The following is an 18,179-nucleotide window of genomic DNA, read 5'->3' on the forward strand; positions in this document are numbered from 1 at the left end:
GAACGCAAAGTGGAATATGCCGTTGGCATCGTAGCCGTAGTTCTGTCCCCCCACGCTTGATGGAGTATGCGGTCGCGGCTGCCCGCCCACCGGATATGCTTCCGTCACTCCAGCCTTTGAGGTGATGTTCCCGATGGTGTCGTACTGGTAGCTCTCGTCGTACCCCGCCGGCCCGAAAACTGATAGATTTTGAGGATATTAAACAGCTTTGCGATCAAACTAATCAGATCAATTTTATCAATTATCTTGGTTATAACCAGTCTACACTAATACTATTTCATCTAAATCGTAGAGTAAAAAATATCGCTGTTAGCAACTAACTGTAAAGATTTGAAATAGTGAGATCTTCTATAATCTTCCTCATAATACTTAAAATCGTCCCCACCTAGAAGATCCTTGAAATCTTCGGGAAGGGAAGGGCGATATAAGGCTAAAGCGTATTCTGGGAACAGATAAGAATAACCTAACTCGAAATCGTCCTTGTCATATGGCGTTTCTTTACCTAATATCTCAATTAATTCTTCAACTCTAATATTGAATATATCAATGTTTCGATAATGTACACTAATTTCCTTATTTACATCCACTCCAATCTGTATAACCTTACCATCACTGGCTGAGTAAGCAACTACATAAGAATTGTGGTAATAAAAGGTCTGGTTCTCTTCACCCGGTGGTACACCTTCTGGAAGTACTGATGATGGTGCAACAGGCATTGCAGCATATACTTCAGCTCTAGTCATATCGAATTTAACTGGGCCTATACCCACTTTTGGTAATAATTGATATACTTCCATTTGTTACCTTTATAATCTATCGTATCGCTGGAGACGAACTTTCCAACTTGCGGGTCATATGTAGAAGAGTAGCCCTGTCCCGTCTAGCCTCTGCCCTGTGTAGTTCATACTGGTCTGGCTGATGCCTCCCAGCCACACCTTGCCCCAAGCGTTATACTCCACTCCTGCTGGCTGGCAACTGTTCCACTGCTATCAGTAGCAAGGCTCACACTGCCAAGCTGGTCTCCGTGCAGACCACAGTCCCGCCTGTATCCAGTTGCTTGACCGCTATTACTTACCGCCGAACTGGAGAATTTAAGAAGTTTAACTACCACAATAATTTCAAAGGCAAATTAAGCTTAATTGACTCCTCTGATCCTATTTTCAGCGTAGTGGCCAAATCTAAGATATCATCCCAAGTATATTCTGGATTATTAGTAGGAAAATTTAAGGCTAATAAACTCTTCAAGCCGTATATTTTAGTCTGCTCTTCCACCTTCCTTGTTACTCTACCTATCTCTTGTTGGAATACATAAGACGAACCTACCGAATAAGTACCGTAGCTTTCATCTTTAAGATAAAATGGTTTATCAAAAGAAGCCGGAATAAAAAAGACTGTACCTGTATAGCAACCATAATACTGGGGGAACAAATTATATTCTTCCTCGGTAGCAAGAAAGGAGTCAAATTCTGGGTAATTCAATGGGAATTTTTCGCCTCTTATAATGGCCAAGCTAACTCTCTTGAGAGCATAAAATCTGCTTGCCATGGCTGAAGTTTCTATAGACCCAGTAATTTCTGAAGGCTCTTCCCAGGGTATCTTTTCCCAACCCATATATTCACGAATCTGCTCTACCCTTTTCCTCTGGTAAATAACCCGTGCAGGTGGACCACCTACTCTTTTTATAAGTGAAAAGGGGTCTGTCTATAATACTAGCAACTTCAATTCCTATTCCCATTTTTAAGTACCACGATAAATTATTCTGCCTTAATCAGTGGAGCAATGATATTTTCACAAAAGTAATTGTATAAAACTTTACGTTCTTCGTCTTTTACAAAATCCCTTTTTGCGTCTTCTCGCAAACCATTTAACATATTTTCAAGGGTTGTTTCATCAAATCCCATAAAAAATCTCAATGTTTCTTCATCAAGTGAGATTCCCTGAGAATCTGAGATCTTCAAATGCAAAAATTGCTGTAACTGAACTATTTTAGAATTTCTAATTTCATGCAAATTACTAAATTTTATCGGTAATTGTAAAATCTTAAGGGTAAAAGTTATAATGGAGTAGAGTACAAAATCTTCCGATAAGGTTTTTGTAAGTTTAACACATAATTTCTTGAATCTTTTGTAGCTATAATTTGGTACTTTCAAGGGCATAAATAGCTCAGTGTCGCCTGGATCGAAAAAAACTTTAGGTTCTAAAATGGAAAAATAAGTTTGTGGGAAAATAGCATCACGCTTTTTAGGGTCTATTTCATCAAGTATCTCAAAAAACATAGAGAGCTTAACAAAAGGGGGTTTTAACAAGTACTTAATGTGTTCGGGATGAAAAAAAGCTAGTTCATTCATCATACAATTTTACGGTATCTTCTACTGAAAACATAAACAACACAAATTGATAGGCGTTCGTCTGGTAGCGGACAATCACTCTGAACTTGGTTAAGTTCCTTTTATCTCTTGTGTCCGATCTAGTCCTATCCCTTACAATTTAAATCATTCCAAATGCCTCTATAAAAGCATCTTTTCTACTCGATTTGGGCTATAATGCTGACCTCTCGCTTAAGCACCTTTTAAATACTAATCAACAATAAGCCCAATTTCATGTGCTAAAAATTGAGGGAACTCAAAGTTGTCACTACCCTAATGAAAATTTATAGTGTTTTGCCTCCATCGGCTAAACCGCCAGCATTAATTCTCTTCCAGCAACTTCATCAAATCGTCCAGCGTACCTGCCATTTGCACCAAAGGATTTGCACCGGGATTCGCCGGATTGCTGTGGTAGTTCACAATACTATCGGCATCTTTCAGGATATGCCCGGTCATGATTGCCACTACCCGGTCGCCCTTCCCGATAATTTCCTTCTCGCGCAGTTTGCGGACACCTGCCAGAGTTGCGCCTGCCGCCGGTTCGCCACCGATACCGCTGCGATCAAGTACCGCCTTCGCCTCCATTATCTCGGTGTCGGTTACCATATCAACCACGCCGTCCGTCCACTCAATGGCGCGGCGGGCTTTGGCAAGGTTCACCGGATTGCCGATGCGGATAGCGGTTGCCACCGTTTCAGGTTTTTGTGCCTTGAAGCGGGTAAACTCGCTGCGATAATATTGGTAGAAAGGGCTTGCTCCTTCAGCTTGAATAGTGGCAATACGTGGCAGTTTTTCGCCAATCAAACCGAGTTCGCGCATTTCCCAAAGGGCTTTGCCAAAAGCGGAGGTATTGCCGAGGTTTCCACCCGACACCACAATCCAATCCGGCGCTTGCCAATCCAATTGCTGTAGCGCCTCGAAAATGATAGTTTTCTGCCCTTCCAACCGGAAAGGATTGAGCGAGTTTACTAGATACACGCCCTTTTCCTTGCTCACGCGCCTTACCAATTCCAGCGCATCATCGAAGCTACCCTCGACCTGTACGGTTTTAGCCCCGTATGCCATAGTCTGGCTCAATTTGCCTAGCGCGACCTTGCCGGAAGGAATGAAGGTAAGGGCTTTTAGTCCGGCACGTGCGGCATAGCCCGCCAGTGAAGCGGAAGTATTGCCGCTACTGGCACAAGCCACATATTTTGCCCCGATCCAGTTGGCGTGGCTGATACCCACCGTCATGCCGCGATCTTTGAAAGAACCGGTAGGGTTTTCGCCTTCGTGTTTGAGCCACAGGTTTTCCAACCCTGCCCACTTTGCCAGGCGCGCATCCTCATAAAGATTTGTGTTCCCCTCGTTGCGGGACACAATCGCTTCGTTGGGAAAAGGCGCAACCAATTCGCGCCAACGCCATACGCCGCTACCGTTGGGAAATCCGCGCTCAACTCGCCGCTTCTCAGCCCACTCGCGGGTGATAACCCCTTTCAAAGCTTCGAGGTCGTGTTTTACCTCTAGCAAACCGTCACAAGTTTCACAACCCGATATTGCAGCGCTAAGTGCATATTCGCGCCCGCACTGGATACAAACCACTTTAGTTTCCAACATAGCCTTGCACCGTTAGAAGTTCTGCATTGAGAATGCTGGCAGCAGCCGCACCACGAATAGTGTTGTGACCGACCAGTACGAATTTATAATCAAGGATGGAGCAGTGACGCAAACGCCCAACAGTAGTTGCCATCGCGCCTGCGCCTTCGCGGTCTAAGAAAGGCTGCGGACGATTATGCTCATGGCGCAACAGTACCGGATTGATAGGCGCATTGGGCAATTGCAAACGCTGCGGTTCACTTTGGAAATTCTGCAACACTTCGGCTACTTCATGTAGGGTGGTTTTACGACCTAACTCCACCGAAACAGTCTCGGTATGAGCTTCCCGCACTGCCACGCGAGTACAAGTAGCGCTGATGGCAATTTCTGCATCTACAAAGCGGGTATTGCTCTCCACCAGTTGCCCTAACAACTTAAGCGGTTCGCTTTCGACTTTGCTTTCCTCACCGTCAATGAAAGGGATAACGTTATCCACGATGTCCAACGCGGAAACGCCCGGATAGCCTGCGCCACTGAGGGATTGCATACTGGTTACAAGCACCTTCTTCAATCCAAAAGCGTCCTGCAAAGGCTTGAGCGCCAGTACAAGGTGAATGGTAGTACAATTGGGGTTGGTAATAATAAAACCTTTGTCCCAACCGCGCTGCTGCTGTTGGTAACGTAAAATCGAAGAATGATCGGGGTTTACTTCAGGAATCATCAATGGAACATCAGGGTCGGTGCGATGATTGCGAGCGTTGGAGAAGACTTTGTAACCTGCGGCGGCGAATCTTTCTTCGGTTTCGCCTGCAATATCGCTAGGCAACGAACTGAAAATTATCTCGCAGTCCCAGTCTTTGCCGGGTTCGCCTTCTACCAGTTCAATATCGCGCACGTACTTAGGTACATCAGACGATAACCGCCAACCGGGAACAGCGCCATATTTCTTGCCCACGTTGCGCCCGCTTGCGCCTAACGCCGTTACCTCAAACCAAGGGTGTCCATCTAAGCATTGCAAAAAACGCTGCCCAACCGCACCGGTTGCACCCAGCACGCCTACTTTAATCGGTCTCGCCGGTTTAAACATATTCTTTTCCTCCAGAATAGTGTCTTTCTACCGGGGCATCTGAGTTTATAAAATAAAAATCCCCTCGCCCCGACCTATTTATTAAATAGGGACGAAAGGTTTCTTCCGTGGTTCCACCCTACTTCAACCTGCAAAATGCAAGCTCTCATTGGCAGCTATAACGGGCTTTTCCCGCACTCTTTGGGCTTTAGCGCTTAACAGAGCGATTCGTGGGTGGTATTCGCCGGGCTTGCAGTAAAGAGGCTTTCAGCCGATGACCTCTTTTCTCTGAGACCTTTGTGCCGGGTTACTTTTCCCAGTCAACATGTTAAAATATTCAATTCAGCGTAAGTATAGCTTTCAGAGGGTCAGGAGTCAAGCCGCCAAAAAGCTGTATAATCTTAGAGTCAAAACTGAAAATGAGGTAGAGCTAACCGCTTTTTATAAATCTAAAGGTGAAATAATTGGCAGAAAATAACATACAGAGTACCGTAGTATTACGAGACGGAGTGAAGCTTAACTATCGCAAATGGAGTGCGCTCGATAATAATGCAAAGATAAATACGCCGTTTTTATTATTACACGGGTTGGCTTCCGGTTCACGCATTTGGGACAAGGTGGCGACTGAGCTTCTGAAAATTACATCCGCCCCGGTTTATGCGCTAGACCAGCGCGGACATGGGCTAAGTGACAAACCCGATAGCGGTTATACCACCGCGCAAATCGTGGAAGACGTACACTCCTTTGCCGAGTCTCAAAACCTGATTTCTGAGCGTCCGGTTATCGTGGGGCATTCGTGGGGCGCAACTATAGCGTTGGCGTATGCAGCAACCTACCCTGACTATGTATCTGGTGTGGCGTTGGTGGACGGTGGAATGGGCAACATGCGTAGCCGCCCCGGCATGGATAACTGGGAGGAAGTGGCAAAACGCCTTGCCCCACCGGAATTTGCCGGAACACCCCGTCAGACCTTTCTAGATTATTTTCGCAAGGGAGGACAAGCGCGGTTCATTGCGCCAGTCTGGGATGCACAGCTTGAAGAGATGGTGCTGAACATTGTGGAACTGCGGGAGGATGATACGGTTGCGCCCCGTTTGAGCCGCCAGAACCACATGCAAATTCTGCGCTCGATGTGGGAATCCGATAACCTTGCCCACGCCGCTAATATTCACAGCCCGGTGTTAATGATAAGCGCCGAACCAACCACTACGCCCGATATGTTACCAGAAGATGAGCAACAGGCAGGTTTTATCAAGATGAAGCGAGAGGGGGCAGAGCAACTAAAAGCGGCGTTAGTCAGTTCACCCAAAGTAGAGTTTATAATAATGAGCGAAACCATTCACGATATCCCATTGCAACGTCCTGTTGAACTGGTAAAGCTTTTTAGCCAATTTTTCTTTACGAGGAATTAAGCTACCCTTTGTGTGACAATGGGGTTAAAGCCAAAGAGTCGGTAAACTGAACGTTGCGAACACCAAAGCTACGGCACACCCCGTTGTGGTAGATATGGCAGGCTTCTAAACTGACAATTTCCAGTGAATTATCGCCTTTTTGCAGGGCTAAATTCTTCAGGTCAATGGTGTATATCTGTGAAGGCTGTTCTGCCTTTACAGTAGCAACCACCGCACCATTCAAGCGAACCTGTATAGTTTTGGGTTCATCAAAAGGTCTTATTTCAACACTAAGTGAGCGTGAAACCTCACGTGGTGAGTAAAGTGAAAGTACCCCTGATTGCAATACCGGTCGTTCTACTACCCCATCTTTTAGTAGAGTCATTTCACCAAAAGCCCAACCAGAAACCAGACGAAAGCGAAACTTCTCAGATTCTAAAGGCTGTCCAGACTCGATTTTCCATGCAGCAAAACCCTCCTGATTGTTATCGTAGAAGGGCGCACCCAACTTTTCCAGTAAAAATTGATACAGTTTAGGATAGATTGCTTCACCGCTATTTCGATGTAATACCACATAGCGAATGTTATTTTGTTGTAAGCCAGCCTTAAAGCCTTCTTCCACCGGATAAATCTCGCGTTGAGTCAAGTCAAGAAAGCTATACCACTTGTCGGAATAAAGCTGAGGAAGATTAGGCAGAGTTTCAACGGAGTCCCATGCTTGGGTAGTAGTACGAGATAAATAGCCAGTCACAATCGGGCGTTGGTGCAAGGTTTGATAATATTGGTAATTAGCATAGGGAAATACCGGCAAATCAAGCACTTTGCCCGGTTCTTTGTCCTGAGCCATTATCTGATATAAAGGTGAGTTGGGTATTTTTACAATGGGATAAGGAAATGAATAGGGCAAATGCTCAACCAGAGATAAGCTCATCACCAGCGCCGCCAGCAGTGGAGCAAAATAAAGTGGCGCTCTTTTTTTTGCCAGCCATAAAAATAAAGAGTTTGATGAGTAGGCGGAAAGTAATGCCAATGCAAACATTGGCACAATTGCCATACGGTCGGGAGCGCGGAAAAAAGAAAGAGCAGACCAACCATAAATCCAATTATAAAATGGCAATTCTCTATAAGATACACCACCTATCTGTATGGCAGGTCCTAAGGATAATAGCAAACCGCTAAAGCCAAATATCAGCCAGAAAAGACTATTTTTATGGCGATTTGAACGTGGTAAAAATGCGCCGATTCCTAAAATGATAGCTACAAAACCCAAGTAAGAGCTTATTTCCTCGCTAGTAAAGTTATGATAAATAATTGAGGAGTTATTACCAAAAAGAAAATTGGTTTGATCAGGTACAAAAAAGCTCAATAAATCAGCCGAAAGAGAATAAGTAGTCCCTTGCGAAGCGTTTTTGAAGGCTGCTTGCACATCTGGATCAATCTTGAGATAAACCGATAAAGGTAGGAAACATAGTACGCATGTAACAATCAGAATTAATCCGCCCAATAAAAGATTATTTTTTATTTTGAACCATTTGAAATCGCTTAGTAACTTACCTAACAAGAAAAGAATGGCAAAAGGCAATAGAAAATATGCCATTAAATATTGGTCAGTTAGGATTAATAATGACAAGCCTAAGCTAGCTAATAAAGCGTTAGCAATAGTAGGTTTTTTATAAAAGATAAATATACGCCATACCATAAAAGGAAGCGCATAAAGTGTAGCCAAGCCTAAATGATATTCGGCTCTATAAAAATGATACGTGCAAAAATCGAAAAGGAAGCCAGCAACAAAGCATGCCAGTTTATTGGATACAAATTCTGCTGCTAGAAGGTACATAGTAAAACCGCTAAAAACGAAACCCACTAAAATAGTCAGATTAATTGCCCCAAAGGGACTCATAAAATACATGAAAAATAGCCCTAATACCATATTTGCTTGATGTTGTATTAGGACAGCAACCTGTGGTAGCAAAGCAAAAAGATAATTGGTGTAATTTGGGTCCTGACCTGTGGAAAGAGCATGTTGAAACCACCAGAGTTGCCAACTACTAAAGAGCATATCACCTTCAAAAGTAGGACCAAGCTTGGAATCATTGAGATGAAACACAAAGGGAAATGTAATAATTATGCTAAGCAGTGTATAAGCCAGCAACGCCACCACCCAATGATAGCGTGCTGCCCAAGTAGCCAGTTTAGCGGTTTGCGCTCGAACACGAACCATTGCTGTGAGATTTTTTTGTGAGTAGGCTCTCATTTAATCTAAAACCTATACCTGATAAGTTAATAGCGGATAATTGATTTTACCCGCTAAACATTATAACCCGGCTAACATAAAAAAGGGACGCATTTTAAAGCGTCCCCTTTTCACAAATTATTCTCAGCCGCTATACCAAGCCCTCTAATCTATCTTCGAGGTCTTCGTAAATATCACGCAGTTGGTTGATTACATCTTCATCAGCCTGCCACAAACCGCGCCCGTGTGCTTCCAGCAAACGTTTGGTCATATTGTGAACGGCTTGCGGGTTAGCCTGTTCAAGGCGTTTACGCATCGCCTCGTCCAGTACGAAAGTTTGCCCGGCTTCGTCATACACCCAGTTATCCACTGCGCCAGTGGTAGCATCCCAGCCTAGCATATGATTAAAACGAGTGGAGATTTCATGAACACCGCTATGGTCGTATTTGAGCATGCTCTCGTACCACTTGGGATTAAGCAGTTTGGTACGGTACTCCATTCGCAACAGCGTACCGACATCGTTAATCTTGGTTTCGCTGGTAAAACTCTCGATGTAGTTGAGCTTTACCTCTTTGCCGCTGCGTTTCTCCGCCATCATCTTGATAGTACCGCTGGCGCTGTAGTAGTGCTGGATGTCACTGATACCGTACTCTACGCTATCAATTTCTTGAGCTACACGTTCAACTGTACCTAGAAGCCTTTGCATAGTTGCGCTATAATCCTGCCCGGCGCGGTCGCCGCCGTAAGCATAAGCGTTACGGCGCAGGTACACTCCTTCCAAATCATCCTGAGATTCCCAGCTACTATCCGTAACCATATCGTCCACGTAAGTGCCATAAGTGCCGGAAGCCTGACTGAAAATACGTGCAGTAGCCTGATCGAAGGTAACGCCGTCTTTTGCCATAGACTCATTCACATGTTTGCGAATAAAGTTCATGTTTTCAGGCTCATCGGCGCTAGCAGCGGTGCGTACCAACTTGTCGAGTAAATCGATATTCATCTGGAAGGTATCGCGGAAGATACCGCTGGTATTCATCAACACGTCAATACGCGGACGACCAAGTTCAGACAATGGAACTAACTGGTAAGAGCTAACCTTACCCTGCCCGTCTTTGATCGGACGCGCTCCCATCAAGGCAATAATAGTGGCGATAGCTTCGCCTTTGGTTTTGATGGTATCCAAACCCCACAAAATCTGTGCAATGGTTTCAGGATAGCTACCGTTGTTCTCGGAGCGGTGTGTTTCTATCAAGGAATCGGCAATTTTGTGACCGCGCAACCAAGCGGCATCACTAGGAATGCGCCATGGATCGAGGCTGTGAAGGTTGCGTCCGGTGGGCAAAACCGCCACACCATCCCGAATCAAGTCGCCGCCGATACCGGGGGAAATAAACCCACCGCTCAAGCCTTTTAACAGGTAATCGAGTTCGCGATCATTATTGATCAAACCAACCAGCATTTGCCGCCCATAAGCCATAAGTTCTTGAGCAGCTTGCTTCTCGTCAGAAGTAAATTTATCGGCGTTAGGGACACGTCCGTTCTGAACTATAGCAGCAGTTACAAATTGCTCACACCAGTTATCCACTTTCTCTTTCAATTCCATCGCTACACTATCCCCCCGACGCGCCCGCCCGCAAAGGCTTTCGTAGTTATGGGTAAAGCCGACGCTACCGCTGTCAGCCGCAGCCGCAGCAACGTCGGTTTTGAAGAGACTCAGCGCTAGTTGAGCCAGCGAATGACCGTTGCGCTCTAGTTTGAGGGCTTCAGCAATCAGCGCGACCTGTTCAGTAGCAGAAGGGGCATCACCCAGCACATGCAAATCGCCTGTAATCAGGGTTTGTTCCATTTGTCCCAGATAAACCCAAACGCGGCTGGCATAATCCGCAAAGCTCTCACCGTCAAGCTTGACAATATCATCGGAGAGGTGGGTCAGGTCGAGTTTCAGAAGAATCGCATCGGACAATTCAACATTATGCTGACCATCACGCCAGTCATTCAGCAGGTCTTTGAGAGCCAGAAACTCTTTGTATAACCCGGCGCGACTGTAGGGCGGAATTGCATGGCTGACGATTACAGAATAACCGCGCCGCTTGGCAATATTCGCCTCGCTAGGGTTGTTGAGTGGGTACACATACAGACTGGGGATTTCGCCCAACACGGTATCGGGCCAGCATGTCTCGGTCAGACCAAGTTGCTGACCGGGCAACCATTCTGCCGTACCGTGCATACCCATGTGTACCACCGCATCGGCTTTGAAAGTGTTTTGCAGCCAGCGATAGAACATGATGTACTGGTGGTGAGGCGCGTTTTCCTTATCGAATAACAGGCGCATCGGGTCGCCTGAAATACCCAGGCGCGGTTGCACCCCTACATAAACGTTGCCGAAATTAAGTCCACCCAGCAGAATCTTGTCGCGTCCGGCAGGCGCAATTTCTCCCGGAGGGGCGCCCCAACGATTTTCGATGCGCTGTTGCTGATATGGAGTATTTTGCTTGTAGAAATCCTCTACCGCCGAAGTAATTTTGGATACGCTTGGGTCATCCTGATTCAGTGATGCTTGCAAAAGCTCAATCAATTTTTCTTTGGTTTCGGGAATATCGCCAACCGTGTAGCCATCTGCCTTAAGCCGATGCAATAGCTTAAGAGTAGAAGATGGAACATCCAGCAAAGCAGCGGTGGCAAGGTTACCCTGCCCGGTGGGATAATCGTAAACCAGAATCGCAATTTTCTTTTCGCGGTTGGCTTTTCGCTTCAGGGTAGTCCACTTGCGCGCCAGCTTTACCATGCGATCTACACGATCGGGCAAAAGATCAATCGCCTGACCGTTCACCCCACCAAGCACCACTGGGGCAATCGCGCCATCTACTTCGGGTAGAGAATAGAAGAATATTTGCGATACTGGGTTAACGCCCTGTTCCTTCCAACTCTTGATATCCTGTACTAATAGCGGTTGACTTACGGTGTAGGCTACATCTAGTTTGCTGAGAATATCGTTACTGGCTTGTGCTGCCAAGCCGGGCTTGGTGCTTCCGGCAGGCCCGCCAACCAGACCAAAGCCAAGTGTGCTAATCAGGTAATCCACCCCAAGTTCAGTCAAATAATCGCGTACCGCCACGTGACCTTCGACCCCTGTCACCGACAGCGGAAGAACCCGCAAACCCTCTTTTTCCAAGGCGCGGATTATATCGGCAATATATTTATGCCCGTTCAGCAGATGGAGTCGGAAAAACAGAACCCCAACGGTGGCTTTACTGCCTTTTTTGCCATCCCAACGCCCGGTCTTCTTTTCCCAATCAAGATAATCCTTACTTTTGGCAACAAATTTATCTAGGTCAGGATGCCAGAAACTGATAGCCGGCAATTCTAGTGGCTCTTCTATTTTGGCAATTTTATAACCAAATAGTTCGCGACCGATGAAACGGAACATATTGATTACGTTTTGGTCGCAATTGTTAGTCCAATAGGTGCTGATGGTCATCCAGTGCTTTAGGTCTGCCATCTTACCGCTGTTAGGCATAAACTTCATCAAGCGGTTAGTAAATTTCTGGAGTTTGATATAGCTATAATAAGCGTCTTCCTCGCGCCCTTTTACTAACAGATTGGCAAGCGCTTTTACCGGTTTAGGCATTTCCCCTTTGCTACCATCCGCTTTTTTGGTAGAGTAAGACCCGACCCGGTTTAGCTCCATCGCTTCAGGGGTACTTTCAAAGACGAGCGTCACTTTAGGTTGGGCTTCTGCCAGTAAACCTACCAACTTCTCGGACAACTCACCACCCTGAATAAGTGCGCCAAAAAAGCAATCGCATTCTTTGATAGCGGCGAGCGCTTCAGGATTATTTTTTTCAACGGCAGTATCGGGGAAAACTTTAAAGTCGAAACCGGGCATATCCACCGCAGCACGTTTGCCTAAATCGGTTAGATGAGCCATATTGTAAGGCTCCATACCCAGAACCATTACCATGCGTGTTGTTATACGCGACTTGGGTGTTTCCGTAGCGTTACGCGGCGCTTGCCGAGTCTGCGTGGCCATTAACTACCTCCAGATTTTCGATTTTCATAAAAAGGGATCTTCCTTGCCTATAAAATGTTCTATCATAAGAATTAACCGATTCAGGCTTGCGTTACTGTAGTACAGACTACCAAGTGAGATCGGTATTAGGGAAACAAAATCTAATCTAAGTTAGAGTCTAGAAACTAGCTTTTTTTATAAATAAGAGTTTGAATTTCTTCCGAGCATTTGAAACAAACCCCATTAGACGCATAACGCGCCCCGCAGAAATTTTGTCAAGCAAAGCTTTCAATTCGCGATTATGGGCTTCAAGGGTTTTAAAGTCTTGCGCAGCATGGTTGTAGGTGGTTTCTAGAGTCGTAAACTCATAAAAAATGGTTTCAATGTAGCTCTGCAATTCCTTGCTCAAGTTAGGAGCATCAAGCACTTTCTCAAAAAGCCTGTTCTTTTTTACCAGTAACCCGGCGCTATTAGTATCCTGATCCTTGAGAAAGATTAAATAATCTCCCAAGTCCTTCAACATGGCTTGAGTTTTTTCTAGATAAGCAGCAGCAGTCCAGCGGGACTGAAAATCAGCAATGGCACGCTTGTAAACATTTAGCAATTTATCCGCAGCGCAACTGACATCCATTTCCTGGCGCACCCGATACATAACCGCTTCAGCGTCTTCGCGGTTATATTTATTAATTTCAGCCGCCAGTTGAGCAGCATCATAGTGAAAAGAAAAAGCTAGACTACTGAAATTATTGGCACATAGTTTTTCAAAGTTTTCGGTAGTAACCATGCCATCCGCGCCTACCGGTCTGTAAACAATCACAGCACGACCCATTGCCATAGCCTCAATCGCCCCTTTGCCAACAGTTATTACCAAATCGGCGCGCTCAATATAATTTTCAACGTCCCATACTAATTTGGAAGGTGCGCCAATTTTCTCAATTTCCTGAATACCGGCAAGGGTGCAGGCTTCACGAATAATGTCATTTATCTCGTAATAACTGGAGTTTATCAATACACGTTGGGGCTTTTCGGCAATACGGTTTTTTGCGGTAAAACGGGGAATATCTGCAAAATTTGGAACAATATCTATTAGGTCTGGTGATATGCCCTCAGTCTCTATTAGCAACTTGCCCACAGCTTCACTTACAGCCACATAGCGAGTAATGAGGTTTTTACCGCCGGTAGGGCGTTCCTGAGGATGGAGTGGACCATGGCTGACATAAACCAGCGGAGTAAAGGGAAAGTAAGCAGCCGCTATCTTAAATTCGTGACGATGGTGTGCGTGAATAACATCAATATCTTTAACGGTACTCAAATCATTAGTGGTTTCAATCCCGAATTCCTTGAGCTTATCCGCAACCTTTCCTGCATTAAGGGTAAAACAGGTAATCTGGTGATTACGTGCTTTTAGTTCTCTGGCAAGATCGTATATATAAAGCTCAGAACCCGCAAATGAATCTAGCGTGTTATTAGTAAAAAGTATATGCATTTTCCCTCAGGTTTATACTGGCACTAATTACGATGTATAACTTAATCTGTGCTCTTAGTATACTTAAAAACCCTTCCAGTTGTTTGGAATCAGCAGAGGGTTTCAATATAAGCTGAGGGAGAAATTATAACATGTATGATAGAAACCAAAAGCGCAGATTATACTTTCGGCGAACCGGGTAAGCGATCTTTCAAAGGCAGCGAAGGTTTGCAGATATTAACATTAAGATAGGAATTGTTAAATGTTGCTCCTGCCTTGGCTTCCATCTACCGACCAACATGCTCCGGTAACAAGGCTGGCACGTTCGCTGGCGAGAAAGGCGATTACATTCGCCACTTCTTCGGGAGTACCAAAGCGACCAAGCGGCATTTCTTGCTTTACGAACTCTGCCATTCCTTCTGGGTCACTCTCTACCTTACGTGCCCAACTTCCGCCGGGAAAGATAGTTGAACCGGGTGCAACGCTGTTCACCAGAATACCATAACGGGCAAGGTCGGTTGCCATTGATTTGGCAAGGCTTATTTCGGCAGCCTTAGCGGCATTATAAGCAGAACCGCCGCCACCCTCGCGTCCCCATACGCTACCAACATTGATAATACGCCCCCAGTTATGGGCTTGCATATAGGGTACAACCGCTTTGCTGAGATTATAGGAAGCGAAAAGATTAATTTCAAAAACCTTGCGCCATTGGTCTTCGCTGGATTGCGCAAAGCCGCCACCGCCAAAAGAACCGCCTACATTATTTACGGCAATATCAATACGCCCATAGGTAGCATGCACTTGCTCCACAAAACGGGTGACATCTACGGGATTATTCATATCGCCCTGAAAGGGAAAAGCTAAGGGTAAATCGGGTTGAGGCTTAAAGGCAGGGACTTCTCTACCAAAAGCTGCTTCAAACTCACGCCGAGTTTTCTCCAGAGATTCAAGACTTCGCCCTGAAAAAGCGATATAACAACCTTCTTCAGCCAACGTCAGCCCGGTGCAGCGTCCAATACCCTTGCTGCCCCCAGAAATTATTGCTACTCTACCTGCAATTCCAAGATTCATTTTACTTATATTCTCTTCTAGTCAACGTGCATATGAGGGTGATAAGATAGGGTTTGACCGGTTTCTACAAAGATGATTCTTTCACAAATGTTGGTAATCCGATCGCCCAAACGCTCAACATTGTGTACTGCCCAAAGCATATAAGTCGCAAGATCCACTATCTTGTTATCTTCCATCATACGTTTCAGCAAATCGTGATAGGCTTCGTTGTAAAGCGCGTCAATCTCATCATCTCGCCTTATAACCTCGCGTGCCAATTCCACATCGCCTTTAATAAAAGCGTCAATCGAATGGTTTAACATCTCGCGCGAGATTTGCATCATCTTATCCATAAATACAATAGCACTGGTTGGGGAAGGTCCTTCCATTTTCTCGCTGATACGTGCCAAGCCTTTAGCATAATCGCCCATGCGTTCCAACTCACCGGCAATATGCATAACGGCTGCTACTAGGCGCAAATCCCTAGACAAAACAGGCTGTTGGGTAGCCAGCAAGCGCATTGCTTCTTCTTCCAACTCATAACGTTTGGTATTGATATCGGAGTCGGCACGGATAAGGGATTCAGCCTGACGGTGGTCGCGAGTCTTCATAATATAAAGCGAAAGATGCATCGCCTTATCGACCATGCTTGCCATATCTATTAAGCTGTCCTGCAAATCAGACAGGCTTTTGCGAAAACGCGCCCTGTTCTCAGGCAGCTTGTGATCTGAGGGTTGCAGCATCCAACCGTTCTCCTTCCAGTTGCGTTCCTAATAAGCCAAGCTATTATAAGGTAATATCCGGCTAAAAGATAGATATAAGTTTAAAAAAATGCGTTTAAGTGACAAGGCTTGGTTTTTACTTTATTTGGAACTTTTATTGGAAGTAATAACCTTAACAAAACCTTAACAAGATTTTTATATTCAAGGTAAAATCTCTAAAAATAATAAAATAATCTTAACGATGTATAAATATTACCTATACTTTTTACAAATTCTTTGATATACTCTAAACAGCTTTTAGGGTGATTTTTAGTCTTAGAGTAGGCAAACATTTGAAAATCTTGTTTATCCATGAAGAACCATCGCTCCGTTCTTTCATTCAACGAATACTTGAACCCGCCGGATATGAAGTAATTCATGCACGATCATTTAATGAAGGCTACTCTAAAGCAATTGAGTACAAACCTCAAATTGTTATAGCCGATAACATATTAAGCTCAAAACCGGGTATCCTTTTATGTCAGGAAATCCAGAGGACGGAAGGTTTAGAAGCTACAGAATTCTTACTCCTAAACGATTATGATGGGGAATCAAAGGATACATACGGGATAAGACTAAAGGGTGTAATTAAAAAGCCTAACCTTCTCCCTGAGTTGCGAAACTATTTTCCCAAAATTAACCAAAAAATATCGCAAGCCACACCAGCCCAGTAATACCCAAAAGAAGTGGTAAAACTGCTGGCGAACGAATAAGCCGATTGAGGTTTACCCGATATGGGCTATCGGGCATAGCTCGCCAATAGCTTATGCCAAAAGCCAGCAGACCATAATATATTACCAGCCAAACCGGATGCAATTGCGGTACAGAGATAGCCGCGAATGGGATAGCCGCAAAGAAATTTACCACCTCCGCTAGATATACGACAAAAGACCATGAAAGCCAGCCTAGTATATTTACTAATAGCGGAAGCCATGCGGCAAATAACCAACCGCCTATTACCAACAGTGCGCCACTTGCCATTATCATAGGCAAGGCTGGTAAGCCTACTACCCCGACCGGCAATGAGAATAAAGCAAGTTGCTTGAAATAAAAAATCACCAATGGTAGCGTCATAAGCTCGGCGGCAACCCCCATAACTACCCCTTCACGATAGAGAGGAGGTAAATTTTGCACCCAGCGATATTTTTGTAAAGGGGCAGCAATCAGAATCAAACCAAGCGTAGCAAGGCAAGATAGCTGAAAACCAATATCATAAAACACTTGTGGAGAGGCTAGAGTCATCAAAAATACTGTGCCCGCCAGCCCCAATAATGAAAGATACTCACGCCCTAACAATAAACCCACTATAGCAAAACCGCCCATCACTCCCGCCCGCACTACACCCGGTGACGCGCCCACCAACAGTACATAACCCGACACACCCGCGAGTGAGAGAATGAGGGCAGTACGCTTGCGGAACAAGCGTTGGAACAATAACATCATTGCCCCTACCGCGATAGTAATGTTCGCCCCTGAAATAGCTATTATGTGAGAACTGCCGGTAATTTGAAAATTTTGCTTGAGCTGTGGGTCAAGCGTGCGCTGTTCACCAAGCAGAATACCACCCAACAGCCCGGCTTCGCGGGCAGGCATAAAGTTACGGATAATTTCAAGCGAGTTATTTCGGAGAGTGTTAAGCCAGCGAAACAGAAAGAAATTTTGCCCGGTCGCTACCACTTCCACTGACGGCTTGTACATTACGGCATAAATTCCCTGCCGCTTGAGATAATCGCGGTATGGAAATTGGTCTTCGGTAAATTCGACAGGAAGACGCAATTGACCGGAAAGCTCTACCTGATCACCCGGCTGAACAATAACGCCTTCCTCAAAGGTAACAAAAATATCGCCCGCTACCGAACCAAAGCTTCTGCCACCGGGGGGGAATAGTTGAGTGGTATTCAGGCGAAAGCTGCCGCCTTTTTCGCTATAAATCGGGTCGTTGGCTATCAAGCCAATCACCCGCAACTCCGGCACACCGTCTTTATCGCCTGCCCAGTAGGTAATACTCTCCGACCCTTCCGGTAATAGCGACATTTGGTAGCGCAAAGCTCCGGCACAGACAAAAAGCAGGCAAAGCGGTAGCATTATGGGCAAGCGTTTTAGCGATTCAGAACTACGGTTAACCAGCCAGTAGAAAAGCGCAATCAAAATGGAAGCCCCTACCCCTACCCACAACCACCGCGTTTCAAATACCAACCAGCCTTGCAGGAAAATGCCAGCCAGCCACAGCGGAGTGAGTATCAGTAGAGGCGCCCACATATAG

Annotated in this window: 14 protein-coding genes and 1 other annotated feature; of the genes, 2 read left to right on the top strand and 12 right to left on the bottom strand. The window is 45.4% G+C overall.

Annotation, left to right across the window (positions count from 1 at the left end):
- Nucleotides 1-281: 281 nt before the first annotated feature.
- The 6 genes from OZ401_RS12280 to asd all read right to left on the bottom strand — a co-directional run bounded on the left by OZ401_RS12280 (nucleotide 282) and on the right by asd (nucleotide 5,028).
- Complete coding sequence (locus OZ401_RS12280; RefSeq protein WP_341468533.1) at nucleotides 282-797, bottom strand: hypothetical protein; 516 nt, start codon at nucleotides 795-797, stop codon at nucleotides 282-284.
- A gap of 104 nt (nucleotides 798-901) precedes the next feature.
- The gene (locus tag OZ401_RS12285) at nucleotides 902-1,111 is read right to left on the bottom strand and encodes a hypothetical protein (RefSeq protein ID WP_341468534.1); all 210 of its coding nucleotides are present in this window, start codon (nucleotides 1,109-1,111) and stop codon (nucleotides 902-904) included.
- On the bottom strand, nucleotides 1,105-1,611 hold the full coding sequence (locus OZ401_RS12290; protein WP_341468535.1) for a hypothetical protein: 507 nt from the start codon (nucleotides 1,609-1,611) through the stop codon (nucleotides 1,105-1,107). Before OZ401_RS12290 ends, OZ401_RS12285 begins: the two co-directional genes overlap by 7 nt.
- Before the next feature lie 143 nt (nucleotides 1,612-1,754).
- Nucleotides 1,755-2,351 (bottom strand): hypothetical protein, encoded by a 597-nt coding sequence (locus OZ401_RS12295; RefSeq protein ID WP_341468536.1) that lies wholly within the window; start codon nucleotides 2,349-2,351, stop codon nucleotides 1,755-1,757.
- Nucleotides 2,352-2,687: 336 nt separating this feature from the next.
- A complete protein-coding gene (thrC, locus tag OZ401_RS12300) occupies nucleotides 2,688-3,962 on the bottom strand; it encodes a threonine synthase (protein ID WP_341468537.1) in 1,275 nt (424 codons plus the stop codon).
- Entirely contained in the window at nucleotides 3,949-5,028 is a 1,080-nt protein-coding gene (gene asd / locus OZ401_RS12305; protein ID WP_341468538.1) for an aspartate-semialdehyde dehydrogenase, read from the bottom strand. The genes thrC and asd overlap by 14 nt, the downstream gene beginning before the upstream one ends.
- 84 nt (nucleotides 5,029-5,112) lie before the next feature.
- Nucleotides 5,113-5,340: a binding site (T-box leader), on the bottom strand.
- Nucleotides 5,341-5,471: 131 nt separating this feature from the next.
- Here asd and OZ401_RS12310 point away from each other — a divergent pair.
- Complete coding sequence (locus tag OZ401_RS12310) at nucleotides 5,472-6,419, top strand: alpha/beta fold hydrolase (RefSeq protein ID WP_341468539.1); 948 nt, start codon at nucleotides 5,472-5,474, stop codon at nucleotides 6,417-6,419.
- Nucleotide 6,420: 1 nt separating this feature from the next.
- On the opposite strand, the gene OZ401_RS12315 is transcribed toward OZ401_RS12310, so the two are convergent.
- The 5 genes from OZ401_RS12315 to phoU all read right to left on the bottom strand — a co-directional run bounded on the left by OZ401_RS12315 (nucleotide 6,421) and on the right by phoU (nucleotide 15,898).
- Nucleotides 6,421-8,619 (bottom strand): hypothetical protein, encoded by a 2,199-nt coding sequence (locus OZ401_RS12315; RefSeq protein WP_341468540.1) that lies wholly within the window; start codon nucleotides 8,617-8,619, stop codon nucleotides 6,421-6,423.
- 163 nt (nucleotides 8,620-8,782) lie between these two features.
- Complete coding sequence (gene bchH / locus OZ401_RS12320) at nucleotides 8,783-12,661, bottom strand: magnesium chelatase subunit H (protein WP_341468541.1); 3,879 nt, start codon at nucleotides 12,659-12,661, stop codon at nucleotides 8,783-8,785.
- 157 nt (nucleotides 12,662-12,818) lie between these two features.
- Nucleotides 12,819-14,126, bottom strand: a complete 1,308-nt coding sequence (locus tag OZ401_RS12325; protein WP_341468542.1) for a glycosyltransferase — start codon at nucleotides 14,124-14,126, stop codon at nucleotides 12,819-12,821.
- A 237-nt stretch (nucleotides 14,127-14,363) separates the two neighbouring features.
- On the bottom strand, nucleotides 14,364-15,176 hold the full coding sequence (locus OZ401_RS12330; protein ID WP_341468543.1) for an SDR family NAD(P)-dependent oxidoreductase: 813 nt from the start codon (nucleotides 15,174-15,176) through the stop codon (nucleotides 14,364-14,366).
- Between the two features lie 17 nt (nucleotides 15,177-15,193).
- A complete protein-coding gene (gene phoU, locus OZ401_RS12335) occupies nucleotides 15,194-15,898 on the bottom strand; it encodes a phosphate signaling complex protein PhoU (RefSeq protein WP_341468544.1) in 705 nt (234 codons plus the stop codon).
- A gap of 281 nt (nucleotides 15,899-16,179) precedes the next feature.
- Between phoU and OZ401_RS25900 the strand changes: the two genes are divergently transcribed.
- On the top strand, nucleotides 16,180-16,590 hold the full coding sequence (locus OZ401_RS25900) for a response regulator (RefSeq protein WP_425607602.1): 411 nt from the start codon (nucleotides 16,180-16,182) through the stop codon (nucleotides 16,588-16,590).
- Here OZ401_RS25900 and OZ401_RS12340 read toward each other — a convergent pair.
- Complete coding sequence (locus tag OZ401_RS12340) at nucleotides 16,553-18,175, bottom strand: ComEC/Rec2 family competence protein (protein WP_341468545.1); 1,623 nt, start codon at nucleotides 18,173-18,175, stop codon at nucleotides 16,553-16,555. The genes OZ401_RS25900 and OZ401_RS12340 overlap by 38 nt on opposite strands.
- Between the last annotated feature and the right edge of the window lie 4 nt (nucleotides 18,176-18,179).

The organism is Candidatus Chlorohelix allophototropha (assembly GCF_030389965.1).
Classification (GTDB): domain Bacteria; phylum Chloroflexota; class Chloroflexia; order Chloroheliales; family Chloroheliaceae; genus Chlorohelix; species Chlorohelix allophototropha.

Excerpts from the sequence above, each read along its gene's own strand:
- OZ401_RS12280 (WP_341468533.1), bottom strand. The coding sequence starts at position 797 with ATGGAAGTATATCAATTATTACCAAAAGTGGGTATAGGCCCAGTTAAA.
- OZ401_RS12290 (WP_341468535.1), bottom strand. The coding sequence starts at position 1,611 with ATGGGTTGGGAAAAGATACCCTGGGAAGAGCCTTCAGAAATTACTGGG.
- OZ401_RS12295 (WP_341468536.1), bottom strand. The coding sequence starts at position 2,351 with ATGATGAATGAACTAGCTTTTTTTCATCCCGAACACATTAAGTACTTG.
- thrC (WP_341468537.1), bottom strand. The coding sequence starts at position 3,962 with ATGTTGGAAACTAAAGTGGTTTGTATCCAGTGCGGGCGCGAATATGCA.
- asd (WP_341468538.1), bottom strand. The coding sequence starts at position 5,028 with ATGTTTAAACCGGCGAGACCGATTAAAGTAGGCGTGCTGGGTGCAACC.
- OZ401_RS12315 (WP_341468540.1), bottom strand. The coding sequence starts at position 8,619 with ATGGTTCGTGTTCGAGCGCAAACCGCTAAACTGGCTACTTGGGCAGCA.
- bchH (WP_341468541.1), bottom strand. The coding sequence starts at position 12,661 with ATGGCCACGCAGACTCGGCAAGCGCCGCGTAACGCTACGGAAACACCC.
- OZ401_RS12325 (WP_341468542.1), bottom strand. The coding sequence starts at position 14,126 with ATGCATATACTTTTTACTAATAACACGCTAGATTCATTTGCGGGTTCT.
- OZ401_RS12330 (WP_341468543.1), bottom strand. The coding sequence starts at position 15,176 with ATGAATCTTGGAATTGCAGGTAGAGTAGCAATAATTTCTGGGGGCAGC.
- phoU (WP_341468544.1), bottom strand. The coding sequence starts at position 15,898 with ATGCTGCAACCCTCAGATCACAAGCTGCCTGAGAACAGGGCGCGTTTT.
- OZ401_RS12340 (WP_341468545.1), bottom strand. The coding sequence starts at position 18,175 with ATGTGGGCGCCTCTACTGATACTCACTCCGCTGTGGCTGGCTGGCATT.